This window comes from Planococcus antarcticus DSM 14505 (assembly GCF_001687565.2).
GTDB classification, from domain to species: Bacteria; Bacillota; Bacilli; order Bacillales_A; family Planococcaceae; genus Planococcus; species Planococcus antarcticus.
Map to the genome: position 1 here is coordinate 146,127 of NZ_CP016534.2, position 23,317 is coordinate 169,443.

A 23,317-nucleotide genomic window follows, 5' to 3' on the forward strand; every position below is an offset into this window, starting at 1 on the left:
GAAACACTTGCGGAATTCTTTTTTCTTCTGTATAATATCTAATGTTGGTCTTTTGACTGCGATGAAGCGAGAGGTTACCGATACACCCGGCCGCTTTGCCATGGCGAGTGATTGGAAAATTTTCGTGGAGAATGTCTATCAAAAATAGGCGAAAAGGAGGGAAAATAATGGCAAAACAAAAAATTCGTATCCGTTTAAAAGCATATGATCATAGAATTCTTGATCAGTCTGCTGAGAAAATTGTAGAAACCGCTAAACGTTCAGGTGCAAGCGTATCGGGTCCGATACCGTTGCCGACTGAAAGATCGGTCTACACAATCTTGCGTGCTGTCCATAAGTACAAAGATGCTCGTGAGCAATTTGAAATGCGTACGCACAAACGTCTAATCGATATCGTTAACCCAACACCACAAACTGTTGATGCGTTAATGAAACTTGATTTACCATCAGGCGTTGACATTGAAATCAAACTTTAATCGGTAAACGAAATAGAAAAACATAAATAACCACAGGAGGTGTGACAACATGACCAAAGGAATCTTAGGTAGAAAAATCGGTATGACGCAAGTTTTTGCTGAGAACGGTGATTTAATCCCTGTAACTGTTATTGAAGCTGCTCCAAACGTAGTACTTCAAAAGAAGACAGTTGAGGTTGACGGCTACGAAGCAATCCAATTAGGTTTTGAAGACAAGCGCGAAAAGCTTTCTAACAAACCTTCTAAAGGACACGTAGCAAAAGCGAACACTGCTCCTAAGCGCTTCATTCGCGAACTTCGCAATGTAAACTTAGCTGATTACGAGATTGGTCAAGAAGTCAAAGTAAACGTATTCGCAGAAGGCGATGTAGTAGATGTCACAGGAACAACAAAAGGTAAAGGTTTCCAAGGTGTTATTAAACGCCACGGACAATCTCGCGGACCAATGACTCACGGTTCACGTTACCACCGTCGTCCTGGTTCAATGGGTCCGGTTGCTCCTAACCGCGTATTCAAACAGAAGAAATTACCTGGTCAAATGGGTGGCACGACAATTACGATTCAAAACCTTTCTATCGTGAAAGTTGATCTTGAGCGTAACTTGCTTCTTATTAAAGGTAATGTTCCTGGTTCTCGCAAAGCATTGATCCGTGTTAAAACGGCAACTAAAGCGAAATAATAATTTTTTTGAGAAAGGAGGAAACAAGAATGCCAAAAGTAGCTTTATTAAATCAAACAGGTTCACAAGTGGGCGACATCGAATTGAACGACTATGTATTCGGTATCGAGCCAAATGAATCAGTGTTGTTTGACGCAGTAGTGTCTCAACGCGCTTCACTTCGTCAAGGTAACCATAAAGTAAAAAACCGTTCTGAAGTAGCTGGTGGTGGTAAAAAGCCATGGCGTCAAAAAGGGACTGGACGTGCTCGTCAAGGGTCGATCCGTTCACCACAATGGCGCGGAGGCGGTGTCGTATTCGGACCAACTCCACGTAGCTACAGTTACAAACTTCCTAAAAAAGTACGTCGTTTAGCTCTACGTTCTGCGCTTTCATCTGCAGTAGTTGGGAAAAACTTGATGGTACTTGAAGGGTTGACATTTGATGCACCAAAAACAAAAGCTTTCACCCAGTTGATTCAAGATCTTTCAATTGGCAAAAAAGCATTGTTCGTAACTGCTGACCTTGATGAGAATGTTGCAAAATCTGCACGTAACCTTCATGGTATGACAGTAGTAGCGGCAGATGGTATCAACGTTTTAGACTTGCTTGGACATGACAAAATTGTTATGACAAAAGCAGCGATTGAGAAAATTGAGGAGGTGCTTAGTTAATGGAAGCACGTGATGTAATTAAACGTCCAGTCATTACTGAGCAATCGTCTGAAGTAATGGCAGAGAAAAAGTACACTTTTGAAGTGGACACTCGCGCAAACAAAACACAAGTTAAACAAGCAGTGCAGGAGATCTTTGGTGTGAAAGTTGAGAAAGTCAACATCATGAACTACAAAGGCAAATTCAAGCGCATGGGCAAACACGCGGGATATACGAACAAACGCCGTAAAGCGATTGTTAAATTGACTGCTGAATCTAAAGACATCGAACTATTCGAAATTTAATTTTCATAAGTTCTTAAAGGACTATTAAAGAAGGAGGGAAACAACGTGGGGATAAGAAAATATAAACCTACCACTAACGGTCGTCGTAACATGACGAGTTCAGATTTCGCTGAAATCACTACGAACAAACCTGAAAAATCGCTTTTACGACCTGTAAAGCGCAAGGGCGGCCGTAACAACCAAGGTAAAATAACTGTTCGTCATCACGGCGGTGGACATAAACGCCAATACCGTGTTATTGATTTCAAGCGTAACAAAGATGGCATTCCAGGACGCGTTGCTACAATCGAATACGATCCGAACCGTTCTGCAAACATCGCATTGATTAACTACGCTGATGGTGAGAAACGTTACATCCTCGCTCCTAAAGGAGTCGAAGTTGGAACTCAACTTATGTCAGGTATCGAAGCAGATATCAAACCGGGTAACGCTTTGCCGTTGTCAAACATCCCAATGGGTTCTACAATCCATAACATCGAATTGAAGCCAGGTGGCGGCGGGCAACTTGTTCGTTCTGCAGGAACTTCAGCTCAGGTATTGGGTAAAGAAGGAAAATACGTAACAGTTCGTTTGCAATCAAGCGAAGTTCGCATGATTCTTGCTACTTGCCGCGCAACTATTGGTGCAGTAGGAAATGAGCAACACGAATTGATCAACATTGGTAAAGCAGGACGTAACCGCTGGAAAGGCAACCGCCCAACAGTCCGCGGATCTGTAATGAACCCTAACGATCACCCACACGGTGGTGGTGAAGGCCGCTCGCCAATCGGACGTAAATCACCAATGTCTCCATGGGGTAAACCAACTCTTGGATACAAAACACGCAAGAAAACGAATCAGTCAGACAAATTTATCGTGCGTCGTCGTAAAAATAAAAAATAATTTGATTCCGCTACGGTTCGCCAAAAGAACCGTGGTGCAATCACGAAGGGAGGCTCCCACATGGGCCGCAGCTTGAAAAAAGGACCTTTTGTTGATGATCATCTTATGAAAAAAGTTGAAGCACAGAAGGATTCTGAGAAAAAACAAGTGATCAAAACTTGGTCTCGCCGTTCTACAATTTTTCCGACATTCATCGGACAAACAATCGCAGTATACGATGGTCGTAAACACATCCCTGTATATGTGACTGAAGATATGGTGGGCCATAAACTAGGCGAATTCGCTCCAACACGCAAATACGCTAGTCATGGTGCAGACGATAAGAAAACAAGACGTTAATTGAGAGGAGGATTTCCCCATGCAAGCAAAAGCTGTCGCTAGAACAGTACGTATTGCTCCTCGTAAAGTCCGTTTAGTAGTAGATTTAATCCGAGGCAAGCAAATCGGCGAAGCTGTTGCAATTTTAAACCACACTCCGAAAGCAGCATCTATTGTTGTTGAGAAGTTATTGAAATCTGCAGCTGCTAACGCTGAACACAACTACGAAATGGATCTGAATGACTTGGTCATCAGTGAAGTGTTCGTTGACGAAGGACCAACACTTAAACGTTTCCGTCCACGTGCAATGGGACGCGCAAGCGCAATTAATAAACGCACAAGCCACATCACTCTAGTGGTATCTGACAAGAAGGAGGGGTAATTCGTGGGACAAAAAATACATCCAATTGGGATGCGTATCGGAATCATTCGTGATTGGGAGTCTAAATGGTACGCTGAGAAAGATTATGCGACACTTCTTCACGAAGATATCAAAATCCGTGAATATGTTGAAGCGCGTTTGAAAGAAGCTTCAGTTTCTAAAATCGAAATTGAACGCGCTGCAAACCGTGTCAACGTAACTATTCACACTGCGAAACCAGGTATGGTAATCGGTAAAGGTGGATCTGAAGTAGAAGTACTTCGTAAACAGCTTAACTCTATGACTGGCAAGCGTGTACACATCAACATCATCGAAATTAAAAGAGCTGACCTGGATGCAAGATTGGTTGCTGAAAGTGTTGCACGTCAATTGGAAAACCGAGTATCATTCCGTCGTGCACAAAAACAAGCGATCCAACGCACTATGCGTTCTGGCGCTAAAGGGATCAAAACTCAAGTATCTGGACGTCTAGGCGGCGCTGACATTGCGCGTGCTGAACACTACAGTGAAGGTACTGTTCCGCTCCATACGCTCCGCGCTGACATTGATTATGCGCATGCTGAAGCAGACACAACTTATGGTAAGCTTGGCGTAAAAGTATGGATCTACCGCGGTGAAGTCCTTCCAACTAAGAAGAAATCTGAGGAAGGAGGCAAATAATATGTTAATGCCTAAACGCGTTAAATATCGTAGAGAGCACCGAGGCAAGATGCGCGGAGAAGCTAAAGGCGGTAAAGAAATCGCATTCGGCGAATTTGGTCTCCAAGCACTAGAGTCATCTTGGATCACTAACCGTCAAATCGAAGCAGCACGTATTTCCATGACTCGTTACATGAAACGTGGCGGTAAAGTCTGGATCAAAATTTTCCCTCATAAACCATATACGAAAAAGCCTCTAGAGGTTCGTATGGGATCTGGTAAAGGTTCACCTGAAGGCTGGGTAGCCGTTGTCAAAACTGGTAAAATCATGTTCGAACTTGGTGGAGTAACTGAAGAAGTGGCACGCGAAGCATTACGCCTTGCATCTCACAAACTTCCAATCAAAACGAAGTTCGTAAAACGCGAAGAAATTGGTGGTGAATCGAATGAAAGCTAATGAAATCCGTGACCTAACCACTGCTGAGATTGAACAAAAAGTGAAATCACTGAAAGAAGAGCTTTTCAACCTTCGCTTCCAATTGGCTACTGGTCAATTAGAAAACACTGCTCGCATCCGCGAAGTACGTAAAGCGATTGCCCGTATGAAAACTGTGATTCACGAAAGAGTACTCAGTGGCAATAACTGATAAATCGAGAGGAGGTTTGCAAGTATGACTGAGCGTAACCAACGCAAAGTATACACAGGCCGTGTTGTGTCTGACAAAATGGACAAAACCATTACCGTAATGGTTGAAACTCAAAAAAAGCACGCATTCTATGGCAAACGTGTAAAATACTCTAAGAAATATAAAGCTCATGATGAGCTAAACGAAGCGAAAATGGGCGATGTAGTTCGCATCATGGAAACTCGTCCGTTATCAGCTACAAAACGTTTCCGCGTATTGGAAATTGTAGAAAAAGCGGTTATCATTTAATTTAAATAATTTCGGAACCTAAGAAATTCCGGAGGGAGGTTACCTAAGTGATCCAACAGGAAAGTCGTTTAAAAGTTGCAGACAACTCGGGTGCTCGTGAAGTACTAACGATTAAAGTGCTTGGTGGTTCTGGTCGTAAGACTGCAAACATCGGAGACGTAATCGTGTGTACCGTGAAAAAAGCAACACCAGGTGGCGTTGTTAAGAAGGGTGAAGTCGTTAAGGCTGTCATCGTTCGCACGAAAAGCGGAGCTCGCCGTAAAGACGGTACTTATATCAAATTTGATGAAAATGCATGTGTCATTATCCGTGACGACAAAGGTCCACGCGGAACTCGTATTTTCGGACCTGTTGCCCGCGAACTTCGCGATAACAGCTTCATGAAAATCGTATCACTTGCTCCTGAAGTTCTTTAATAAATCAATGTGCCATACCAAGGAGGTGCGACAGAATGCATGTTAAAAAAGGCGATACAGTTAAGGTAATCTCAGGCAAAGACAAAGGCAAAACAGGTGTTGTTTTGACTGCTTTACCTAAGAAAGACCGTGTGTTTGTAGAAGGTATAAACATCGTGAAAAAGCACACAAAACCGAACCAGGCAAGCCCACAAGGTGGAATTGTCAGCCAAGAAGCAGCAATTCATGTTTCTAACGTAATGTTACTTGACCCTAAATCCGGCGAGCCGACTCGTGTAGGATATAAGGTTGAAGATGGTAAAAAAGTTCGTGTTGCAAAAAAATCCGGCGAAAAATTAGATAAATAAAATTCCTGAGTGAAGGGAGGTACACACATGAACCGCCTAAAAGAAAAATATGTCAATGAAATCACTCCTGCTCTAGTGAGCAAGTTTGAATATAAATCGGTAATGCAGGCACCTGAAGTAAATAAAATCGTCATCAACATGGGTGTAGGCGAAGCTGTTCAAAACACGAAGTCACTTGACTCTGCTGTTGAAGAATTACAAACGATCACTGGTCAAAAACCAGTAATTACTAAAGCTAAGAAATCTATCGCTGGCTTCCGTCTTCGTGAAGGTATGCCTATCGGATGTAAAGTTACACTACGCGGAGAGCGTATGTATGACTTCCTGGATAAATTGATTGCTATTTCACTTCCACGTGTACGTGACTTCCGTGGCGTATCGAACAAATCGTTCGACGGACGCGGTAACTACACACTTGGCGTGAAAGAACAGTTAATCTTCCCTGAAATCGATTATGATAAAGTTTCAAAAGTACGCGGTATGGACATCGTAATTGTAACGACTGCGAACTCTGATGAAGAAGCTCGTGAGTTATTAACACAATTCGGAATGCCGTTCCAAAAGTAAACGTGAGGGAGGCGTAAACGTGGCTAAAAAATCTATGATCGCAAAACAAAAACGCACGCCAAAGTTTAAAGTACAAGAGTACACACGCTGTGAACGATGCGGACGTCCGCATTCAGTATTACGCAAATTTAAACTTTGCCGTATTTGTTTCCGTGAACTTGCATATGTGGGACAAATTCCTGGCGTCAAAAAAGCCAGCTGGTAATCCCCTAATTTGGGAAGGAGGTAAAAGTAATGACAATGACAGATCCGATTGCAGATATGCTGACACGCATTCGTAACGCAAACATGGTTCGTCACGAGAAATTAGAGCTTCCGGCTTCTAATGTGAAAAAAGACATCGCTGAAATCCTTAAGCGTGAAGGTTTCGTTCGTGACGTAGAATATGTTGAAGATGATAAACAAGGCATGATCCGGATTTTCCTTAAATACGGAGCGAACAACGAACGCGTTATTACTGGATTGAAACGCATTTCAAAACCAGGATTACGTGTTTATGCTAAAACTAATGAGGTGCCACGTGTACTAAACGGTCTTGGAATCGCTTTAGTCTCAACATCACAAGGTTTGGTAACTGATAAAGAAGCCCGCGCGAAACAAATCGGCGGAGAAATCATAGCATACGTTTGGTAATAAGCAACAAACGAATGGAGGTGCAACAGAATGTCACGTGTAGGTAAAAAACCAATCGAGGTTCCTGCTAGCGTTACCGTAACTCTTGGAGATAAGAATGCCGTAACTGTTAAAGGGCCTAAAGGCGAGTTGACTCGCGAATTCCACAAAGATATTACAATTGCTCAAGAAGATAACGTGCTAACATTGACACGTCCTTCAGATTCTAAAGATCACCGCACAAACCACGGTACAACTCGTGCGTTGCTTGCGAACATGGTCACTGGAGTTTCAGAAGGATTCCAACGTTCACTTGAATTAGTTGGTGTTGGTTACCGTGCTCAATTGCAAGGTGAAAAACTGGTTCTTAACGTAGGCTACTCTCACCCGGTTGAATTCGTACCGGAAGAAGGAATTACAGTTGAAGTTCCAGCTAACACTAAAGTCATTGTTAAAGGCATCGATAAAGAACGTGTTGGAGCTCTTGCTTCGAACATCCGCGCAACGCGTCCACCAGAGCCATATAAAGGCAAAGGTATCCGTTACGAAGGAGAAGTAGTTCGCCGCAAAGAAGGTAAAACAGGTAAATAATGCTGCTTAGGCAGGCTGAAAGGAGTGACCTCAGTGATTACGAAACTCGATAAAAACGCATCTCGTAAAAAACGTCATGCACGCGTACGTTCTAAAATTACGGGTACAGCACAACGCCCACGTTTAAACGTATTTCGTTCAAATAAATACATTTACGCTCAATTGATCGACGATATGAATGGCGTTACACTTGCAAGTGCATCATCTATGGAGAAAGATTTCTCAGTAGAATCTACTGGCAACGTGGAAGCGGCAGCTAAAGTTGGCGAAACAATCGCAAAACGCGCTACTGAAAACGGCTTAAAATCGGTTGTTTTCGACCGCGGTGGTTATTTGTATCATGGACGTGTAAAAGCATTAGCAGAAGCTGCACGTGAAAACGGTTTACAATTTTAAAAAGAAGGAGGGACACATTTCATGCGTCGTATTGATCCAAACAAACTTGAACTTGAAGAACGCGTAGTTACGATTAACCGCGTAGCGAAAGTTGTAAAAGGTGGACGTCGTTTCCGTTTCTCCGCATTAGTTGTTGTAGGCGACAGAAATGGTAATGTCGGTTTTGGTACTGGTAAAGCTCAAGAAGTTCCAGATGCTATCCGCAAAGCCATTGAAGATGCGAAGAAAAACCTTATTGAAGTACCAATGGTTAAAGGTACAACTCCACACTTAGTAATCGGTCGCTTTGGTGCAGGCCAAATCCTTATCAAACCTGCTTCTCCGGGTACTGGTGTAATTGCTGGCGGACCTGTTCGTGCGGTACTTGAATTAGCTGGAGTACAGGATATTTTATCTAAATCTCTAGGTTCAAGCACACCAATCAACATGGTGCGTGCAACTATTAACGGTTTAACTCAATTGAAAAGTGCCGAGGAAGTTGCAAAACTTCGCGGTAAATCAATAGAAGAACTGTTAGGATAGGGGGAAAATCACATGGCAACTAAATTGGAAATTACCCTCACAAAATCTGTGATCGGTGCTAAACCGCCACAACGTAAAACTGTTCAGTCATTAGGATTACGCAAAATGCATCAAACAGTTGAGCACCAAGACAATGCAGCCGTTCGCGGAATGCTTGATAAAGTCGCTCACTTAGTAACTATCAAAGAAGTTTAATTACGGATTTCTATAGAAGGAGGTGCCAACCAAATGAAACTTCATGAATTAAAACCGGCAGAAGGTTCACGCAGCTCAAGAAAGCGTATCGGACGCGGTATCGGTTCAGGTACTGGTAAAACAGCAGGTAAAGGTCATAAAGGTCAAAACGCGCGTTCAGGCGGCGGTGTTCGTCCTGGATTCGAAGGTGGTCAAAATCCTTTGTTCCGCCGTTTGCCAAAACGTGGATTTACCAACATTAACCGTAAAGACTATGCAGTCGTAAACATTGATGTGTTAAATCGTTTCGACGAGGGCACAGAAGTAACACCTGCATTGTTGATTGAAACAGGTGTTGTGAGCAATGAACTTTCTGGAATCAAAATTCTCGGCAATGGTAGCTTAGAAAAGAAATTGACAGTAAAAGCTCACAAATTCTCTGGATCAGCTAAAGAAGCGATTGAAGCTGCTGGCGGACAAACCGAGGTGGTTTAATGTTTCAGACAATCTCAAATTTTATGCGCGTGACTGATATTCGAAATAAAATATTCTTTACATTACTGATGCTCATCATTTTCCGTATTGGAACTTTTGTTCCAGTACCGAATGTTGACGCTTCGGTTTTGCAAGCTACTGACCAGATGGGTCTGGTCGGATTCTTAAATACTTTCGGTGGAGGTGCCCTAGCTAACTTTTCAATTTTAGCGATGGGAATTATGCCATACATTACAGCATCAATCATCGTGCAATTATTGCAGATGGATGTTGTACCGAAATTTGCAGAGTGGGCGAAACAAGGTGAAGTCGGAAGACGGAAACTTGCTCAATTCACTCGCTACTTCACAATTGTTCTTGCCTTTATTCAAGCAATCGGTATGTCTTATGGATTTAACCAAATGTACGGCGGTTCTTTAATCCAGAATGACACGATTTCAACTTATGTTGTCATCGCCATTGTATTGACTGCAGGTACAGCATTTCTACTGTGGCTTGGTGAGCAGATTACGGCAAAAGGTGTGGGGAACGGTATTTCGATTATCATCTTCGCAGGGATTGTCGCTGCAGTACCAGGCGCTGTTAATCAATTGTATGCACAGCAGATCGAAGGAGCTGGAGATCAGCTTCCGATCAATCTTGCCATTATGGCATTGCTTGCATTAGCTGTTGTTGCCATTACGGTTTTGGTCATTTACGTTCAACAAGCGTTGCGTAAAATACCAATTCAGTATGCAAAACGAGTTGCTGGCCGTGGCCAGACAACAAGTGGGCAGCAAACGCATTTACCTTTGAAAGTAAACGCGGCCGGAGTTATCCCGGTAATCTTTGCAGTAGCGTTTATCATTACGCCACAAACTATTGCTTCTTTCTTTGGAGCCAACGCGTTTACAGAAGCGATTCAGAATACGTTCGATTATACGCGTCCTGTCGGCATGATCATTTATGTCGCTTTGATCGTAGCATTCACGTATTTCTACGCATTCATCCAGGTTAACCCTGAGAACGTGTCGGATAATCTGAAAAAGCAAGGCGCATATATTCCGGGAATCCGTCCGGGTAAAAATACACAGGATTATTTAACAAGTGTGTTATACCGATTGACTTTCGTTGGTGCCATTTTCCTTGCAGTCATTGCTATTCTACCGATTTTCTTCATCAACATTGCAAATTTACCGCAATCGGCGCAAATCGGTGGTACGAGTCTTCTGATTGCTGTTGGGGTAGCACTTGAAACAATGAAACAATTGGAATCTCAACTTGTGAAACGTCATTATAAAGGCTTTATGAAATAATTCAGTTGGATCTAGAGGGACGTGAAAGCGTCTCTTGTCCGATTGTGTGAGGGGGAAAACGTATGAATATCGTATTGATGGGTCTACCGGGTGCCGGAAAAGGTACTCAAGCAGACGAAATTGTTAAGAAGTACGACATCCCTCATATTTCTACAGGTGACATGTTCCGAGCTGCTATAAAAGGTGGAACGGAGCTGGGCTTGAAAGCAAAATCATTCATGGATCAAGGTGCTTTAGTGCCTGATGAAGTGACAATCGGCATTGTCCGGGAACGACTAAGCGAAAAGGATTGTGAGGAAGGCTTCTTGTTGGATGGCTTTCCACGAACAGTTCCTCAAGCGGAAGCGTTAGAATCTCTTCTGGCCGATCTTGATAAGCGAATCGAGCATGTCGTAAATATCCAAGTCGAACAAGACGAATTAATTGCACGTTTAACAGGCCGATGGATCTGTAAAGTTTGTGGAACGGCTTACCATACTGTGTTCAACCCACCAGCAACAGCTGGAGTGTGTGACAAAGATGGTGGAGAACTCTACCAGCGTGAAGATGATAAGCCTGAAACTGTCACGAAACGGTTAGCAGTAAATATGCAACAAACACAGCCGCTTCTTGATTTCTATGAAAGCAAAAACGTGCTGGAAAATATAGATGGACAGCAGGACATCCAAAAAGTATTTGCTGACATTGATGCTCTTCTAAAGGGCGACCGAGGCTAATCCCCGGCGCCGGGCGCAGTTAGTTGCCTCCATGTGGCTTTAAGGAGCACCGGAGATATGAATTTTCGAGAGCTGCAAAAGCATACAAGACTCAGGTTATGAAAGTTGATGCAAATGCGCTTTAGTGCAATTGCGCATCGAAACTAGTATAATGGGTTTCGTGGAAGCATCTGTGTAACGGGTTTGGAACTCATCCAAAGCAGTCCGGGCAGTCGAGGATACATGAGACAGACTGGCTTTGCCGGATTAACCCCGGCCCGCTGATTAGCGGGACTTGGAGAATGTCTTTCGAATGTCACTCATGCATTTCTTGTGAATGAATGTACTATACTATTCAATCAGCAAATACTGTTTGAAGATGAGAACCTGATTTGTATACAGAAGGGAGACTGGGTCGATGGCGAAAGACGATGTAATTGAAATCGAAGGAACTGTCGTTGAGACTTTGCCTAACGCGATGTTTAAAGTAGAATTGGAAAACGGTCATACGATTCTCGCGCACGTATCTGGCAAGATTCGCATGCATTTCATTCGCATTCTGCCAGGAGATAAAGTGACAGTGGAACTTTCTCCTTATGATTTAACACGCGGTCGTATCACATACCGTTTTAAATAATCTTTTGCACTCCGGACTACTAAGGAGGTTGGGTTAGATGAAAGTGAGACCATCTGTAAAACCGATCTGTGAAAAATGTAAAGTTATTCGCAGAAACGGTAAAGTAATGGTAATCTGTGAAAATCCGAAACACAAACAAAGACAAGGCTAATTTGAAGGAGGTGCATCGCACACATGGCACGTATTGCTGGTGTTGACATTCCACGCGACAAACGCGTTGTTATTTCATTAACATACATTTTCGGTGTTGGTAAAACAACTGCACAGAAAGTTCTTTCTGCTGCAGGTATCTCTGAAGAGACACGCGTTCGTGATCTTACAGAAGACGAGTTGAACAATATCCGTGAACAATTAGATCAATACAAAATCGAAGGTGACCTTCGCCGTGAAGTTTCAATGAACATCAAACGCTTGATGGAAATTGCTAGCTTCCGAGGAATCCGCCATCGTCGTGGACTACCTGTTCGCGGTCAAAATACGAAGAACAATGCGCGTACGCGTAAAGGTCCTCGTAAAACTGTAGCTAACAAGAAAAAATAATCAGTAAAGGAGGTTTCTTCTTAACATGGCACGTAAACAACAAACTCGTAAGCGTCGTGTGAAAAAGAATATCGAATCTGGTATTGCTCACATCCGCTCAACATTCAATAACACAATTGTTACTATCACTGATATGCAAGGGAACGCTGTTTCATGGTCAAGTGCAGGGGCTCTAGGATTTAGAGGTTCACGTAAATCTACTCCTTTTGCTGCTCAAATGGCTGCTGAAACTGCTGCTAAGACATCAATCGAACACGGTCTTAAAACTCTAGAAGTTACAGTTAAAGGTCCTGGTTCAGGTCGTGAAGCTGCAATTCGTGCACTTCAAGCTGCTGGATTAGAAGTTACAGCGATCAAAGATGTAACTCCTGTACCTCATAACGGTTGCCGTCCGCCAAAACGTCGTCGAGTATAATCGTTAATCTGAATAGGATTTTTGAACATCACGACTTACTGGATGGGTTCTAAATCGTAGCGAAAGTCTGTGACTATGGAATTCTTGATGAAGCGAAAAAAAACCGACGTTTTGAAGGAGGGTAAAATGAATGCTCGAAATAGAAAAACCAAAGATTGAAACGGTTGAGATCGACAGCAATGCCAAATTTGGTAAATTTGTTGTTGAACCTCTTGAGCGTGGATATGGAACCACTTTAGGAAACTCCTTACGTCGAATCTTACTTTCATCTTTACCTGGCGCAGCTGTTACTTCTATTCAAATTGATGGCGTTCTGCATGAATTCTCCACTGTTGAAGGTGTAGAAGAAGATGTAGCAACCATCATTCTGAATATCAAGAAGCTGGCTTTGAAAATTTACTCTGACGAAGAAAAAGTCATTGAAATTGATGTAAAAGGTGATGGAACGGTTACGGCTGCAGATATCACGCACGACAGTGACGTGGAAATTCTGAATCCGGATCTATATATTGGAACAATTGCTAAAAATGGCCATTTGCGTATGCGCATGTATGCGAACAGAGGCCGTGGATATGCCCGTGCAGATCAGAACAAACGTGAAGATCTTCCGATCGGCGTTATCCCGATTGACTCTATTTACACTCCAGTTTCACGTGTTAACTTCCAAGTAGAAAACACTCGTGTGGGTCAACTGGCTCATTTCGACAAATTATCTCTTGATGTTTGGACAGATGGCAGCATTGGTCCAAAAGAGGCAATTGCACTTGGAGCAAAGATTTTTACTGAGCATTTAAATATCTTCGTAGGATTAACAGATGAGGCACAAACGGCTGAAATCATGGTTGAAAAAGAAGAAGACCAGAAAGAAAAAGTATTAGAGATGACTATCGAAGAACTTGATCTTTCGGTTCGATCTTACAACTGCTTAAAACGTGCGGGTATCAACACGGTACACGAACTGGCAAGCAAGTCGGAAGACGACATGATGAAAGTACGCAACCTCGGACGCAAATCACTTGAAGAAGTTAAAGTGAAGTTGGAAGATTTAGGACTTGGCCTTCGTAAAGAAGACTGAGTGATGAGATCGGATCCGAACTATTCAACAAAGGAGGGAAACTTCAATGAGAAAGCTTCAACGTACAAGTTCTCAACGTAAGGCATTATTACGTGACCTTACAACAGACTTAATCGTACATGAACGCATTCAAACGACTGAAGCTCGTGCGAAAGAAGTGCGTTCGACTGTAGAAAAAATGATTACGCTTGGTAAACGTGGAGATATTCACGCTCGTCGTAAAGCAGCAGCATGGATGCGCCGTGAGTTGGTAACAACTGCAGACGCTGAAGGCAACGAAACAACAACTTATGCTTTGCAGAAATTGTTTGATGATGTTGCACCACGTTACGCTGAACGTCAAGGCGGCTATACACGTATTATGAAAATGGGGCCTCGTCGCGGAGATGGCGCACCTATCGTAATTATCGAATTGGTTTAATCAATTGAAGGGGGTCAACAGCCCTCTTCTTTTAGCATTATGATTTATACGACAATATGAAAAGCTGAGTGTTATGATGAGCGAGCCGAAAGGCGGCGTCTCGTCTAGCTCTACGCACCTCATTCAACCCTGGCTTAAGCAACCGGGGAAGCCATAGAGACAGAAAAGCGCATTTCTCTGAATGAGGTGCGCGCTTTTTTTATTTATTTTAGGTTTTACAAACGCTGTTGAAACCCAGTAGAGTAGAGATGAGCGAAGCAAGTGTTAGAGGAGGTTAGCTGAGATGAATTCGATTATATTGTCATTTGAAAATGTGACATTTACATATGCGCAAGAAGACGAGTCGGTGAAACCAGCTGTGCAGGATTTAACGTTCTCGATTCAGGACGGCGAATGGATAGCTTTGGTGGGCCATAATGGCTCAGGAAAATCGACTATTGCCAAGTTGATGAATGGTTTATTGTTTCCGCAAACTGGCAAAGTGTCGGCGATGGGCAAACTGATGGCTGAAGAAAGTCTGTGGGATATCCGTTCCGAGATCGGGATGGTCTTCCAGAACCCAGACAATCAGTTTGTCGGGGCGACGGTACAGGACGATGTAGCTTTTGCGCTGGAGAATAACGGTGTGCCGCATGAAGAAATGGTGGTTCGTGTCAAAGAAGCTTTGCATCAAGTGAAGATGGAAGCTTATCTCGATCATGAACCTCACCATTTATCAGGTGGACAAAAACAAAGGGTAGCGATTGCCGGTGCTCTTGCATTACGTCCACGTCTGCTAATTTTGGACGAAGCAACTTCTATGCTCGATCCTCAAGGGCGTATGGAAGTCATCGAGACGATTCGTGAACTTCGTGAAGCAACAGGTTTGACGGTTATATCTATTACGCATGACTTGGAAGAAGCAGCATTGGCTGACCGCATTCTTGTAATGAACGCAGGACATAAGCAATTAGAAGGGACGCCAAAAGAGGTGTTTCTTTCCGGTAATGAATTGACGACTTTAGGTCTAGACTTGCCGTTTGCGATGCGCATGACGCATTTGCTGCAGGAAGCCGGAGTGGCTCTGCAAGGAGAACATATGACAGAAGACGAATTGGTGGATGAACTATGGACATTTTACTCCGGGAAGTAGGATACAGTTACGCAAAAGACACGCCGTTTGAAAAACGGGCATTGACAGATGTGTCGCTGCATATTCCCTCCGGTTCCTATACGGCCATCATTGGTCATACCGGGTCTGGTAAATCAACAGTTCTCCAGCATCTTAATGCTTTGCTAAAGCCAACTGAAGGATCAGTCACAATTGGGGAGCGTAAAATCGAAGCTGGAGTAAAGGCAAAAAATTTACGAGATGTCCGTCGACAGGTAGGTATTGTCTTTCAATTTCCTGAGCAGCAGCTATTTGATGAAACCGTCTTAAAAGACATTATGTTCGGTCCTCTGAATTATGGAGTGACGGAAGAAGAAGCGAGTCGTAGGGCGCATGAATTGGTCGAACAGCTTGGATTGCCTTCTGAGGTATTAACGAAGTCTCCGTTTGATTTGTCAGGTGGACAAATGCGCCGCGTCGCAATTGCTGGCGTGCTAGCGATGGAACCGGATGTGTTAGTGCTGGATGAACCGACCGCTGGACTTGATCCACGAGGCCGACGTGAAATAATGGACCTGTTCCATCAGTTGCATATCCAGAAAGGCCTAACGACGGTTCTAGTAACTCACAGCATGGAAGATGCGGCGCGTTACGCAGACAGTGTTGCTATTATGCATAAAGGGCGTTGTGTGGTCACTGGAGAGCCTGAAAAAATCTTTTCAAATGAAGAGCAACTTCGGGATTATAGCTTAGAACCGCCGCGGACAATTCGCTTGCAGCGAAAGTTCGAAGACAAAGCCGGCATTAAACTTGGTGCTATTTCAATGACGGAAGAAGCGTTGGCCAAGAACATTGCACTTGCCGTATCGGAAGGACGTGATTCCGAATGATGGAGAAAATGATTTTTGGACGCTTTATTCCTGGAAATTCCATCATTCACCGAATGGATCCACGAGCGAAGATTTCATTTGTTTTCGTTTTTATTGCCATTGTATTTATTGCCAATAGCGCAGTAACTTATGGCATTTTGTTGGGATTCACTTTGTTGGTGGTCTTTCTGTCCAAGATTCGTCTATATTTCTTGATAAATGGCTTGAAACCGGTCTTTATTTTATTGATTTTCACCTTTTTGCTGCATATTTTCTTTACGCGAGAAGGCGATTTATTACTGAATTTCGGCTTTATTGAAATTTATGAGGAAGGTTTGCGGCAAGGGATATTTATTTCAATTCGTTTTCTGGTACTGGTGTTTATTACTAGTATTCTGACATTGACAACTTCACCGATTTCCATCACCGATGGTATTGAAGTGTTGCTTGGTCCATTTAAGCGGGTCAAGTTGCCGGTTCATGAATTGGCATTGATGATGTCTATTTCTTTACGGTTTATCCCGACCTTGATGGACGAGACTGGGAAAATTCTTAAGGCGCAGATGGCTAGAGGCTCAGACATTGGCTCAGGGCCGATTAAAGAGCGTGTCAAGGCCGTTGTGCCCTTACTGATTCCATTGTTCGTCAGTGCCTTTAAACGGGCAGAGGATTTGGCTACAGCGATGGAAGTCCGCGGCTACCGGGGAGGCGAAGGCAGAACGCGATATCGCCAGCTCGATTGGCGTTTTATCGACAGTCTGAGTTTGCTGGTACTGGCAGGGCTTGCGGGAATGCTTTGGTATTTCCGGGTATAAGGAGAGAAATTATGAAACGATTAAAAGCGACCATTGCATATGACGGTTCCGGATTTGCAGGCTATCAGGTGCAGCCGGAAACACGCACGGTTCAACTGGAATTAATGAAAGTGCTGAAAACCATTCATAAAGGCGAAGTGGTCCAAGTGGTGGCGAGCGGGCGGACCGATGCCAAAGTTCATGCTACAGGACAGGTTATTCATTTTGATACGGAATTTTCCATTCCTGTGAGCGGTTGGTTAAAGGCTCTGAACGTGCTGTTGCCGGAAGACATCCGTGTCAGCTCGATTGAAGAAGTGGATGCATCTTTTCACGCGCGCTACCATACAACTGGCAAGACTTACCGCTATAAGTGGGATTGCAGCGGAATTATCAGTCCGTTCACACGCAATCACATGGTGCATGTCAAGCAGCCACTTGATATAGAAGCCATGAGAACAGCGGCGCGGGCCTTGATCGGTACCCATGATTTCTCCAGTTTTTGTGCGGCGAATACAGCGGTGATTGATAAAGTGAGGACCATTCAGCGTCTGGATTTTGAAGAGCATGGCAATGAATTGCACATGATCATCGAAGGTTCCGGATTTTTATACAACATGGTTCGCATCATAGCAGGAACTTTAACAGAGGTCGGCATCGGCAAAAGAAAGGCCGGAGAGCTCAGTGGGATTGTAGCTGCGGCTAATCGAGACGCTGCTGGAAAAACAGCGGCGGCACATGGTCTTTACTTGGAAAGTGTGACGTATAGGAGCTGAAGCAACTTTTCCTGGTGTTTTTAGAAAACCTCTTGACTTTTTAGCGCTTCCGTTATAACATGATGTATGGTATTTTCATTACCCCCACGATATGCCCCGGAAGGTTATTTGTGTTTAGGGATAACGAAAAAACGGAACAGCGGAACACTGTAAAAGAACTTAAAAAGAGACGATTTATTAGGAGGACAATATACATGCGTACAACATTCATGGCTAAGGGTCACGAAGTAGAGCGTAAATGGTTGGTTGTCGATGCAGAAGGGCAAACTCTTGGACGTTTAGCTTCTGAAGTCGCTTCAATCCTACGCGGGAAATACAAGCCAACATTCACACCAAACGTTGACACTGGTGATCACGTGATTATCATCAACGCTGAAAAGATTCACCTTACAGGTAAAAAACTTACTGACAAGATCTACTACCGTCACACACAATACACGGGTGGACTGAAACAGCGTACTGCACTTGAAATGCGCACGAAATACCCAACTAAAATGCTTGAAATGGCTATTAAAGGGATGCTTCCGAAAAACTCTTTAGGACGTCAAACGTTCAAAAAGCTGCATGTCTATGCTGGCCCAGAACACAACCACCAAGCGCAAACACCAGAAAATTACCAGCTTCGCGGATAATTATTAGTAAATAAGAGGAGGATACACCTTTGGCACAAGTTCAATATATTGGGACAGGTCGTCGTAAAAACTCAACAGCTCGCGTACGGTTAGTACCGGGTGACGGCACAATTACAATTAACAAGCGTGACGTAGCGGACTACGTTCCTTACGAAACATTACAACAAATCATCAAGCAGCCACTAGTTGCTACGGATACTCTCGGAAGCTACGATGTCCTTGTAAACGTAAACGGCGGTGGATTCACAGGCCAAGCCGGAGCAATCCGTCACGGTATCGCACGTGCTCTACTTACTGTAGATCCTGCATTCCGTCCAGCGTTGAAATCTGCTGGGTTGTTAACACGTGACCCACGTATGAAAGAACGTAAGAAACCAGGTCTTAAATCAGCACGTCGTGCACCTCAGTTCTCAAAACGTTAATTTCGATTTTCGTTTACAAAGCACTTTCCGAAGAAATTCGGAGAGTGCTTTTTTGTGTTTAACTAGAGACTTAAACAGGTAGAATAGAAGAAACTAAAGGAGGTGAGGTAGAAGTGAACCGAATCAATTTGATTTGCCTGGGTGTTAAAGATATGAAAACGTCTACTAAGTTTTATAGAGATGGACTTGGCTTTGAGACTGCAGAAAAAGGGGACCATCCTGAAATTGTATTTTTTAATTGTTCTGGTACGAAACTGGAACTGTATCCATTGGAGGAATTGGCAAAAGATATCGACGAGAACAATCCACCGAGTGGCAGTGGATTTTCAGGTATCACTTTAGCGTATAACGCAAAGTCCAAGGAAGAGGTGGATTGTATTTCGCAAATGAAAATTGAGCCACAACGCAATTTAATTTTGAGCCACTTATGAATGGTTGTTTTCGAGCCATTTTTTCGTTTCTCTCATTCGATAAGAAGGACCTACCATATTCACTACATGTGATTTGTGCGTCAGCCGATCCGTCAATGCTGCAGTCAAAATGGGGTCATGAAACACTTCCTCCCATTTCGCAAACGATAGATTACTTGTGATAATGGTCGAGGATCGCCCTGCACGCAAAGATAAATGCGTAAAGAGTAATTCAGCGCCTTCTTTATCGAAGGAAATGTAGCCCAATTCGTCAATGATGACAAGGTCGTACTTCTCAAAGCGCAATTCGAAAGAGCGCAAGGTCCGTTCGGACCTACTTTCTTTCAATTGATTGATTAAGGAAGAGACACTCGCAAAATATACCTTGTAACCAGCCAAACAGGCTTCTACTCCTAAGCCGATAGCCAAGTGGCTCTTGCCGGTGCCAGGGGAACCGGTCAGAATCACATTCTGCCCAGCTTTAATGAAATCAAGCGTCTGTAAGTTGGGCAGTTTTTGTTGCGCATCTGTGGGCAGCGCTTGGATCTCAATCTCCTCAAGCAGTTTCTTCTCCGGAAAGTTGGCACGGCGGATCCGTGTTGATTTCGATCGGATCCAACGGTCTTTCTTTTCTTTTGTTAATACTGTATATAACAGCTCGATTGCAGCTGTCGTTTCTTCAAATCCTTCATCTTCTTCAACCAACTCACGGATCCCCGGGAGTCGTAATTCTTTGCACATATCAATGACTTGTTGCTTTTTATCCATGTTCAAGCACTCCTTCATCGACTTGTTTGAACATCGCTGAAAAGGCTTGGATGTTTTGAAGCGCCTGTTCGACTGTCTCATCTTTTTGTAGAGGTACCGTAGGTACTAAATCTGTTTGTTCGCTCAGAAAAATTAGCTTTTCGGTCGTAATTTCACCGAGACCTTTTATCTCAATCTGTCGTGCAGCGGTCATCACGTTATCCAACTGATTTTTCTCTCGTACATAGAGGAGTAGCTCTAGAAAATCTCTCTCTTTTCCGATATAATGGTTTTCGAAGAGTTTTTTAATTTGATTTGGTGCTTGGCTCAAACATTCACTTTGAGCTAAAGCGCCTTTTTTCTTTGTGAAGGTTTTTATGTAGTGATAGAGATTCATTTCCCATTGATGGACACCCCAATTTCTCCGATGTTCTGCAACGAGTTCGCCTTTAATAAAGAGCCGGACTGCATCTGCGCTGACCTTGGCACGGATCCATGCGCCTACATTGCCCTCGGGTACGGAGTACCGATTTTGTTTAATCATGACGGTGCTGTATTTATCTACCCGACATTCCAAGACTTCCGAAACATCGAATGGCAGAGGGAGCGACTCTTGAGTAGCTGTTGCTTTTTCTTGCTCTTTCAATTCCACATGAGCGATCTTCTTTTCGTGGTGGATTCGTTTATTGAGCGATTGAATCGTTTGGCTTAGACGTTTCCGGACGTCTTCCAGGGAAGCGAACGCAATATCATATGAAAATGCTTTTCTGCGGACAACCTCGACACTCCGTTCTACGTGTCCTTTCTGGTTTCCTTTTCTTGGCTCGCAGAGCCGTATCCGGAATCCGTAATAATTGGAGAGGTTGATCATTCCATCCGTGATCTTCCGGTCTGTTCCGACAAACGATTTCACCACGGTTCGCATATTGTCGTAAGTGAAAACAGATGGGACGAAACCTAAGTGGTCAATCAGCTTGGTATGGGCATCCTGCACACAGATCATCGTCTCGGATTCATAAAGCAGCGCAAATCGGTAATTGCTGTAAGCCAAGGTGAAAACCGCTAAGGAATAGGATTTCTGTTTCCCATCAATTACTAGTTTTACTTCTCCCCAATCAAATTCTACTTCCCAAGCTGCTGAATAGCGTTGCCGAATAAAAACCTCTTTCGCTCGCATCTCCTCGATATTGACGAAATTCCGAACCGTCGTATAGCCGATGTCATATCCTTCTTCTTGCAGTTTTTCATACATATCAATCTTTTTCATTTGTTGCTTGCTCATGTTGTTTTTGCGTTTCCATTCATTGTCTTGAATGAATCCTCTGAGCCTGTCTATAATCTCCTCTGTCATTTTGCGTTTTACCCCATCCCTTTTCTTGTAGGAGGGAGCCGATAAGATATCCTCTGTAACCGGCAGGTTACGGACATCGGTTGCCTTGCTCTTCTCAAAAGCTTCGATGTATTTTGAAACGGTGTTTCTCGAGACCTTCACTTCTGTGGATATTTGTCTTTGGCTGACATCTTGAAGATGCAGCTGAATCACCTGTTGCTTCTTGTTCAATGTAATCACTCCTGTTTCCCCCTAACAATCATGCTAGGGTTTATTTTCCTACAGAAGTGGCTCAGTTTTCAATTGCTTTGGTGGCTCAGTTTTAAGTTACCATATACAGTGGATAGAGTAGTTGCCCTTGCAAAAGCAGCTGGAGGGAAAATCGTCAAAGAACCAAAAAATGTTTTTTGGGGAGGATATTCAGGTTACTTCACAGATCCTGACGGCTACTATTGGGAAGTAGCGTGGGGTCCGGACTTTACGTACGATGAAAACGATATGCTGAAGCTGGATTCGTAAGTTGGATTCTGCGGCGCCTCGCCAGTTTGTTGAAAAATGCCGCTTTGCCGAATCTTTTATACCTATCGGAACTGAGTGGCTGTTTCCGTTTTCTCTACAAGACCGAATAGATTTAAAATAGAGTTTGCTGTGCTATACTTTATGGTGAGCAAAATTGATGGGGAGTGTTTCGATATGTTAACTGAAGTACAAGTGCGCGAATTACTCGGAACGTTAGAAGATCCGTTTTTACATAGATCGTTGACTGAAACGAACGGCATCACGTCTGTCACGATCAAAGAAGAAAAAAAGCATGTCAGTGTCAAATTGGCGATCGCCAAAACCAATACACCTGAACAAATGCAGCTTCAGATGAAAGTGGTCGATGTATTAAAAGAAGGGGGAGCTGGCTCTGTCGGCATCCGTTTCGAAGAGCTTCCACCCGAGGCGCTGGCCCAGTTCCGCGGGACCGCCAATGAATCAGAAGCACAGGATTTATTGTCTCCACTGAACAAAGTTGAATTTATTTCAATTGCCAGCGGTAAAGGCGGCGTTGGTAAATCGACAGTGTCTGTCAACTTGGCGATTGCATTAGCGCGTCTGGGCAAAAAAGTTGGGTTGATCGATGCGGATATCTATGGATTCAGCGTGCCGGATATGATGGGCATCGACAAATCGCCCGTCGTTCGCGGTCAAACGATCATTCCGGTTGAACGTTTCGGTGTGAAAGTCATTTCCATGGGCTTTTTCGTGGAAGACAATATGCCAGTCGTATGGCGTGGCCCGATGCTCGGCAAAGTACTTGACCAATTTTTCCGCGATGTAGAGTGGGGAGATTTAGATTACCTTCTATTGGATCTGCCGCCTGGCACCGGTGACGTCGCACTCGACATCCACCAAATGCTTCCGGCTTCCAAGGAAATCGTTATTACGACACCTCACCCGACTGCAGCGTTTGTCGCAGCACGTGCAGGGGCAATGGCACTTCAGACAGATCACGAAGTATTGGGTGTCATTGAAAACATGTCTTGGTTTGAAAGCAAAGAGACCGGCAAGAAAGAATACCTATTCGGACAAGGCGGCGGCCCAAAGCTTGCAGAAGAATTGCAGACGCCGCTTCTTGGACAGATTCCATTGGGTCAGCCAGATTGGAACGAAGAAGACTTCGCTCCATCCGTTTATCTCGAGAACCATCCGACAGGGAAAATTTACGAAGATATCGCACAGCAAGTGCTTAAACAGTTTGCCGATAAAAAATAAAAGCTTGAGCAGCCCGGAAGCCTTAACTGGTTTTCGGGCTTTT

Annotated in this window: 38 protein-coding genes and 2 pseudogenes; 38 read left to right on the top strand and 2 right to left on the bottom strand. The window is 43.7% G+C overall.

The window, feature by feature from the left end:
• Positions 1-167: 167 nt before the first annotated feature.
• From rpsJ to BBH88_RS00870, 36 genes and pseudogenes are all read left to right on the top strand, one after another.
• Complete coding sequence (rpsJ, locus tag BBH88_RS00695) at positions 168-476, top strand: 30S ribosomal protein S10 (RefSeq protein WP_006828927.1); 309 nt, start codon at positions 168-170, stop codon at positions 474-476.
• Between the two features lie 49 nt (positions 477-525).
• A complete protein-coding gene (gene rplC, locus BBH88_RS00700) occupies positions 526-1,155 on the top strand; it encodes a 50S ribosomal protein L3 (protein WP_006828928.1) in 630 nt (209 codons plus the stop codon).
• 29 nt (positions 1,156-1,184) lie between these two features.
• Positions 1,185-1,808, top strand: a complete 624-nt coding sequence (rplD, locus tag BBH88_RS00705; protein ID WP_006828929.1) for a 50S ribosomal protein L4 — start codon at positions 1,185-1,187, stop codon at positions 1,806-1,808.
• Positions 1,808-2,092, top strand: coding sequence for a 50S ribosomal protein L23 (gene rplW / locus BBH88_RS00710; RefSeq protein ID WP_006828930.1), 285 nt, complete (start codon positions 1,808-1,810; stop codon positions 2,090-2,092). The genes rplD and rplW overlap by 1 nt, the downstream gene beginning before the upstream one ends.
• A gap of 45 nt (positions 2,093-2,137) precedes the next feature.
• Positions 2,138-2,974, top strand: coding sequence for a 50S ribosomal protein L2 (gene rplB, locus BBH88_RS00715; RefSeq protein WP_006828931.1), 837 nt, complete (start codon positions 2,138-2,140; stop codon positions 2,972-2,974).
• 60 nt (positions 2,975-3,034) lie between these two features.
• Positions 3,035-3,313 carry a 30S ribosomal protein S19 gene (gene rpsS / locus BBH88_RS00720; protein WP_006828932.1) on the top strand — a complete coding sequence of 93 codons (279 nt, stop codon included), beginning with the start codon at positions 3,035-3,037 and terminating at the stop codon, positions 3,311-3,313.
• A 19-nt stretch (positions 3,314-3,332) separates the two neighbouring features.
• Positions 3,333-3,674 carry a 50S ribosomal protein L22 gene (rplV, locus tag BBH88_RS00725; protein ID WP_006828933.1) on the top strand — a complete coding sequence of 114 codons (342 nt, stop codon included), beginning with the start codon at positions 3,333-3,335 and terminating at the stop codon, positions 3,672-3,674.
• 3 nt (positions 3,675-3,677) lie between these two features.
• A complete protein-coding gene (gene rpsC, locus BBH88_RS00730) occupies positions 3,678-4,334 on the top strand; it encodes a 30S ribosomal protein S3 (RefSeq protein ID WP_006828934.1) in 657 nt (218 codons plus the stop codon).
• 1 nt (position 4,335) lies between these two features.
• On the top strand, positions 4,336-4,770 hold the full coding sequence (gene rplP / locus BBH88_RS00735) for a 50S ribosomal protein L16 (protein WP_006828935.1): 435 nt from the start codon (positions 4,336-4,338) through the stop codon (positions 4,768-4,770).
• A complete protein-coding gene (rpmC, locus tag BBH88_RS00740) occupies positions 4,760-4,960 on the top strand; it encodes a 50S ribosomal protein L29 (protein WP_006828936.1) in 201 nt (66 codons plus the stop codon). The genes rplP and rpmC overlap by 11 nt, the downstream gene beginning before the upstream one ends.
• Before the next feature lie 24 nt (positions 4,961-4,984).
• Complete coding sequence (gene rpsQ / locus BBH88_RS00745; RefSeq protein WP_006828937.1) at positions 4,985-5,248, top strand: 30S ribosomal protein S17; 264 nt, start codon at positions 4,985-4,987, stop codon at positions 5,246-5,248.
• Between the two features lie 47 nt (positions 5,249-5,295).
• Complete coding sequence (gene rplN, locus BBH88_RS00750) at positions 5,296-5,664, top strand: 50S ribosomal protein L14 (protein ID WP_006828938.1); 369 nt, start codon at positions 5,296-5,298, stop codon at positions 5,662-5,664.
• Between the two features lie 35 nt (positions 5,665-5,699).
• The gene (gene rplX / locus BBH88_RS00755; protein WP_065536314.1) at positions 5,700-6,011 is read left to right on the top strand and encodes a 50S ribosomal protein L24; all 312 of its coding nucleotides are present in this window, start codon (positions 5,700-5,702) and stop codon (positions 6,009-6,011) included.
• 27 nt (positions 6,012-6,038) lie between these two features.
• A complete protein-coding gene (gene rplE / locus BBH88_RS00760) occupies positions 6,039-6,578 on the top strand; it encodes a 50S ribosomal protein L5 (protein WP_006828940.1) in 540 nt (179 codons plus the stop codon).
• Between the two features lie 19 nt (positions 6,579-6,597).
• Entirely contained in the window at positions 6,598-6,783 is a 186-nt protein-coding gene (rpsN, locus tag BBH88_RS00765; RefSeq protein WP_006828941.1) for a 30S ribosomal protein S14, read from the top strand.
• A 29-nt stretch (positions 6,784-6,812) separates the two neighbouring features.
• Positions 6,813-7,211 (top strand): 30S ribosomal protein S8, encoded by a 399-nt coding sequence (rpsH, locus tag BBH88_RS00770; protein WP_006828942.1) that lies wholly within the window; start codon positions 6,813-6,815, stop codon positions 7,209-7,211.
• 30 nt (positions 7,212-7,241) lie between these two features.
• The gene (rplF, locus tag BBH88_RS00775; protein ID WP_006828943.1) at positions 7,242-7,781 is read left to right on the top strand and encodes a 50S ribosomal protein L6; all 540 of its coding nucleotides are present in this window, start codon (positions 7,242-7,244) and stop codon (positions 7,779-7,781) included.
• A 33-nt stretch (positions 7,782-7,814) separates the two neighbouring features.
• Positions 7,815-8,177 (top strand): 50S ribosomal protein L18, encoded by a 363-nt coding sequence (gene rplR, locus BBH88_RS00780; RefSeq protein ID WP_006828944.1) that lies wholly within the window; start codon positions 7,815-7,817, stop codon positions 8,175-8,177.
• A gap of 21 nt (positions 8,178-8,198) precedes the next feature.
• The gene (gene rpsE / locus BBH88_RS00785; protein WP_006828945.1) at positions 8,199-8,699 is read left to right on the top strand and encodes a 30S ribosomal protein S5; all 501 of its coding nucleotides are present in this window, start codon (positions 8,199-8,201) and stop codon (positions 8,697-8,699) included.
• Between the two features lie 12 nt (positions 8,700-8,711).
• Complete coding sequence (rpmD, locus tag BBH88_RS00790; RefSeq protein WP_006828946.1) at positions 8,712-8,894, top strand: 50S ribosomal protein L30; 183 nt, start codon at positions 8,712-8,714, stop codon at positions 8,892-8,894.
• A 33-nt stretch (positions 8,895-8,927) separates the two neighbouring features.
• Positions 8,928-9,368 carry a 50S ribosomal protein L15 gene (rplO, locus tag BBH88_RS00795; RefSeq protein ID WP_065536313.1) on the top strand — a complete coding sequence of 147 codons (441 nt, stop codon included), beginning with the start codon at positions 8,928-8,930 and terminating at the stop codon, positions 9,366-9,368.
• The gene (gene secY, locus BBH88_RS00800; protein WP_006828948.1) at positions 9,368-10,663 is read left to right on the top strand and encodes a preprotein translocase subunit SecY; all 1,296 of its coding nucleotides are present in this window, start codon (positions 9,368-9,370) and stop codon (positions 10,661-10,663) included. The genes rplO and secY overlap by 1 nt, the downstream gene beginning before the upstream one ends.
• Positions 10,664-10,725: 62 nt before the next feature.
• Positions 10,726-11,379: an adenylate kinase gene (locus BBH88_RS00805; RefSeq protein ID WP_006828949.1), complete on the top strand. Its 654-nt coding sequence runs from the start codon at positions 10,726-10,728 to the stop codon at positions 11,377-11,379.
• A 397-nt stretch (positions 11,380-11,776) separates the two neighbouring features.
• Positions 11,777-11,995: a translation initiation factor IF-1 gene (infA, locus tag BBH88_RS00810; RefSeq protein WP_006828950.1), complete on the top strand. Its 219-nt coding sequence runs from the start codon at positions 11,777-11,779 to the stop codon at positions 11,993-11,995.
• Positions 11,996-12,032: 37 nt separating this feature from the next.
• Complete coding sequence (gene rpmJ, locus BBH88_RS00815) at positions 12,033-12,146, top strand: 50S ribosomal protein L36 (protein ID WP_006828951.1); 114 nt, start codon at positions 12,033-12,035, stop codon at positions 12,144-12,146.
• 23 nt (positions 12,147-12,169) lie between these two features.
• Positions 12,170-12,535, top strand: coding sequence for a 30S ribosomal protein S13 (rpsM, locus tag BBH88_RS00820; RefSeq protein ID WP_006828952.1), 366 nt, complete (start codon positions 12,170-12,172; stop codon positions 12,533-12,535).
• 25 nt (positions 12,536-12,560) lie between these two features.
• Entirely contained in the window at positions 12,561-12,950 is a 390-nt protein-coding gene (gene rpsK / locus BBH88_RS00825) for a 30S ribosomal protein S11 (RefSeq protein ID WP_006828953.1), read from the top strand.
• Positions 12,951-13,080: 130 nt separating this feature from the next.
• The gene (locus BBH88_RS00830) at positions 13,081-14,025 is read left to right on the top strand and encodes a DNA-directed RNA polymerase subunit alpha (protein ID WP_006828954.1); all 945 of its coding nucleotides are present in this window, start codon (positions 13,081-13,083) and stop codon (positions 14,023-14,025) included.
• 46 nt (positions 14,026-14,071) lie between these two features.
• Entirely contained in the window at positions 14,072-14,446 is a 375-nt protein-coding gene (gene rplQ, locus BBH88_RS00835; RefSeq protein WP_006828955.1) for a 50S ribosomal protein L17, read from the top strand.
• Positions 14,447-14,729: 283 nt separating this feature from the next.
• On the top strand, positions 14,730-15,578 hold the full coding sequence (locus BBH88_RS00840) for an energy-coupling factor ABC transporter ATP-binding protein (RefSeq protein ID WP_006828956.1): 849 nt from the start codon (positions 14,730-14,732) through the stop codon (positions 15,576-15,578).
• On the top strand, positions 15,554-16,426 hold the full coding sequence (locus BBH88_RS00845; protein WP_065536312.1) for an energy-coupling factor ABC transporter ATP-binding protein: 873 nt from the start codon (positions 15,554-15,556) through the stop codon (positions 16,424-16,426). Before BBH88_RS00840 ends, BBH88_RS00845 begins: the two co-directional genes overlap by 25 nt.
• The gene (locus BBH88_RS00850) at positions 16,423-17,220 is read left to right on the top strand and encodes an energy-coupling factor transporter transmembrane component T family protein (protein WP_040851986.1); all 798 of its coding nucleotides are present in this window, start codon (positions 16,423-16,425) and stop codon (positions 17,218-17,220) included. Before BBH88_RS00845 ends, BBH88_RS00850 begins: the two co-directional genes overlap by 4 nt.
• An 11-nt stretch (positions 17,221-17,231) precedes the next feature.
• Positions 17,232-17,975 carry a tRNA pseudouridine(38-40) synthase TruA gene (gene truA, locus BBH88_RS00855; protein WP_065536311.1) on the top strand — a complete coding sequence of 248 codons (744 nt, stop codon included), beginning with the start codon at positions 17,232-17,234 and terminating at the stop codon, positions 17,973-17,975.
• Between the two features lie 194 nt (positions 17,976-18,169).
• Positions 18,170-18,607 (top strand): 50S ribosomal protein L13, encoded by a 438-nt coding sequence (gene rplM, locus BBH88_RS00860; RefSeq protein WP_006828960.1) that lies wholly within the window; start codon positions 18,170-18,172, stop codon positions 18,605-18,607.
• Positions 18,608-18,636: 29 nt separating this feature from the next.
• Positions 18,637-19,029 (top strand): 30S ribosomal protein S9, encoded by a 393-nt coding sequence (rpsI, locus tag BBH88_RS00865; RefSeq protein WP_006828961.1) that lies wholly within the window; start codon positions 18,637-18,639, stop codon positions 19,027-19,029.
• A 113-nt stretch (positions 19,030-19,142) separates the two neighbouring features.
• Positions 19,143-19,403 (top strand): annotated as a pseudogene (locus tag BBH88_RS00870) (VOC family protein); the annotation flags it as partial.
• Positions 19,404-19,454: 51 nt separating this feature from the next.
• Here BBH88_RS00870 and istB read toward each other — a convergent pair.
• Positions 19,455-20,207: an IS21-like element ISSau9 family helper ATPase IstB gene (gene istB / locus BBH88_RS00875; protein ID WP_083387728.1), complete on the bottom strand. Its 753-nt coding sequence runs from the start codon at positions 20,205-20,207 to the stop codon at positions 19,455-19,457.
• Positions 20,200-21,747 (bottom strand): IS21 family transposase, encoded by a 1,548-nt coding sequence (gene istA, locus BBH88_RS00880; protein WP_154669110.1) that lies wholly within the window; start codon positions 21,745-21,747, stop codon positions 20,200-20,202. Before istA ends, istB begins: the two co-directional genes overlap by 8 nt.
• A gap of 108 nt (positions 21,748-21,855) precedes the next feature.
• Here istA and BBH88_RS19520 point away from each other — a divergent pair.
• Positions 21,856-22,035: pseudogene (locus BBH88_RS19520) on the top strand (VOC family protein); the annotation flags it as partial.
• A 174-nt stretch (positions 22,036-22,209) separates the two neighbouring features.
• Complete coding sequence (locus tag BBH88_RS00890; protein ID WP_006828963.1) at positions 22,210-23,274, top strand: Mrp/NBP35 family ATP-binding protein; 1,065 nt, start codon at positions 22,210-22,212, stop codon at positions 23,272-23,274.
• The last annotated feature ends 43 nt before the right edge of the window (positions 23,275-23,317 follow it).

What these genes read in the sequence shown, in the direction of transcription:
- rpmC (WP_006828936.1), top strand. Translation starts at nt 4,760, where the DNA reads ATGAAAGCTAATGAAATCCGTGACCTAACCACTGCTGAGATTGAACAA.
- BBH88_RS00805 (WP_006828949.1), top strand. Translation starts at nt 10,726, where the DNA reads ATGAATATCGTATTGATGGGTCTACCGGGTGCCGGAAAAGGTACTCAA.
- secY (WP_006828948.1), top strand. Translation starts at nt 9,368, where the DNA reads ATGTTTCAGACAATCTCAAATTTTATGCGCGTGACTGATATTCGAAAT.
- rplP (WP_006828935.1), top strand. Translation starts at nt 4,336, where the DNA reads ATGTTAATGCCTAAACGCGTTAAATATCGTAGAGAGCACCGAGGCAAG.
- rplC (WP_006828928.1), top strand. Translation starts at nt 526, where the DNA reads ATGACCAAAGGAATCTTAGGTAGAAAAATCGGTATGACGCAAGTTTTT.
- rplF (WP_006828943.1), top strand. Translation starts at nt 7,242, where the DNA reads ATGTCACGTGTAGGTAAAAAACCAATCGAGGTTCCTGCTAGCGTTACC.
- rpsS (WP_006828932.1), top strand. Translation starts at nt 3,035, where the DNA reads ATGGGCCGCAGCTTGAAAAAAGGACCTTTTGTTGATGATCATCTTATG.
- BBH88_RS00890 (WP_006828963.1), top strand. Translation starts at nt 22,210, where the DNA reads ATGTTAACTGAAGTACAAGTGCGCGAATTACTCGGAACGTTAGAAGAT.
- infA (WP_006828950.1), top strand. Translation starts at nt 11,777, where the DNA reads ATGGCGAAAGACGATGTAATTGAAATCGAAGGAACTGTCGTTGAGACT.
- BBH88_RS00840 (WP_006828956.1), top strand. Translation starts at nt 14,730, where the DNA reads ATGAATTCGATTATATTGTCATTTGAAAATGTGACATTTACATATGCG.
- rpmJ (WP_006828951.1), top strand. Translation starts at nt 12,033, where the DNA reads ATGAAAGTGAGACCATCTGTAAAACCGATCTGTGAAAAATGTAAAGTT.
- rplQ (WP_006828955.1), top strand. Translation starts at nt 14,072, where the DNA reads ATGAGAAAGCTTCAACGTACAAGTTCTCAACGTAAGGCATTATTACGT.
- rplD (WP_006828929.1), top strand. Translation starts at nt 1,185, where the DNA reads ATGCCAAAAGTAGCTTTATTAAATCAAACAGGTTCACAAGTGGGCGAC.
- BBH88_RS00850 (WP_040851986.1), top strand. Translation starts at nt 16,423, where the DNA reads ATGATGGAGAAAATGATTTTTGGACGCTTTATTCCTGGAAATTCCATC.
- truA (WP_065536311.1), top strand. Translation starts at nt 17,232, where the DNA reads ATGAAACGATTAAAAGCGACCATTGCATATGACGGTTCCGGATTTGCA.
- BBH88_RS00830 (WP_006828954.1), top strand. Translation starts at nt 13,081, where the DNA reads ATGCTCGAAATAGAAAAACCAAAGATTGAAACGGTTGAGATCGACAGC.
- rpsK (WP_006828953.1), top strand. Translation starts at nt 12,561, where the DNA reads ATGGCACGTAAACAACAAACTCGTAAGCGTCGTGTGAAAAAGAATATC.
- rplV (WP_006828933.1), top strand. Translation starts at nt 3,333, where the DNA reads ATGCAAGCAAAAGCTGTCGCTAGAACAGTACGTATTGCTCCTCGTAAA.
- rplX (WP_065536314.1), top strand. Translation starts at nt 5,700, where the DNA reads ATGCATGTTAAAAAAGGCGATACAGTTAAGGTAATCTCAGGCAAAGAC.
- rpsH (WP_006828942.1), top strand. Translation starts at nt 6,813, where the DNA reads ATGACAATGACAGATCCGATTGCAGATATGCTGACACGCATTCGTAAC.
- istB (WP_083387728.1), bottom strand. Translation starts at nt 20,207, where the DNA reads ATGGATAAAAAGCAACAAGTCATTGATATGTGCAAAGAATTACGACTC.
- rplW (WP_006828930.1), top strand. Translation starts at nt 1,808, where the DNA reads ATGGAAGCACGTGATGTAATTAAACGTCCAGTCATTACTGAGCAATCG.
- rplO (WP_065536313.1), top strand. Translation starts at nt 8,928, where the DNA reads ATGAAACTTCATGAATTAAAACCGGCAGAAGGTTCACGCAGCTCAAGA.
- BBH88_RS00845 (WP_065536312.1), top strand. Translation starts at nt 15,554, where the DNA reads ATGGACATTTTACTCCGGGAAGTAGGATACAGTTACGCAAAAGACACG.
- rplM (WP_006828960.1), top strand. Translation starts at nt 18,170, where the DNA reads ATGCGTACAACATTCATGGCTAAGGGTCACGAAGTAGAGCGTAAATGG.
- rpsJ (WP_006828927.1), top strand. Translation starts at nt 168, where the DNA reads ATGGCAAAACAAAAAATTCGTATCCGTTTAAAAGCATATGATCATAGA.
- rpsQ (WP_006828937.1), top strand. Translation starts at nt 4,985, where the DNA reads ATGACTGAGCGTAACCAACGCAAAGTATACACAGGCCGTGTTGTGTCT.
- rpmD (WP_006828946.1), top strand. Translation starts at nt 8,712, where the DNA reads ATGGCAACTAAATTGGAAATTACCCTCACAAAATCTGTGATCGGTGCT.
- rpsM (WP_006828952.1), top strand. Translation starts at nt 12,170, where the DNA reads ATGGCACGTATTGCTGGTGTTGACATTCCACGCGACAAACGCGTTGTT.
- rpsE (WP_006828945.1), top strand. Translation starts at nt 8,199, where the DNA reads ATGCGTCGTATTGATCCAAACAAACTTGAACTTGAAGAACGCGTAGTT.
- rplE (WP_006828940.1), top strand. Translation starts at nt 6,039, where the DNA reads ATGAACCGCCTAAAAGAAAAATATGTCAATGAAATCACTCCTGCTCTA.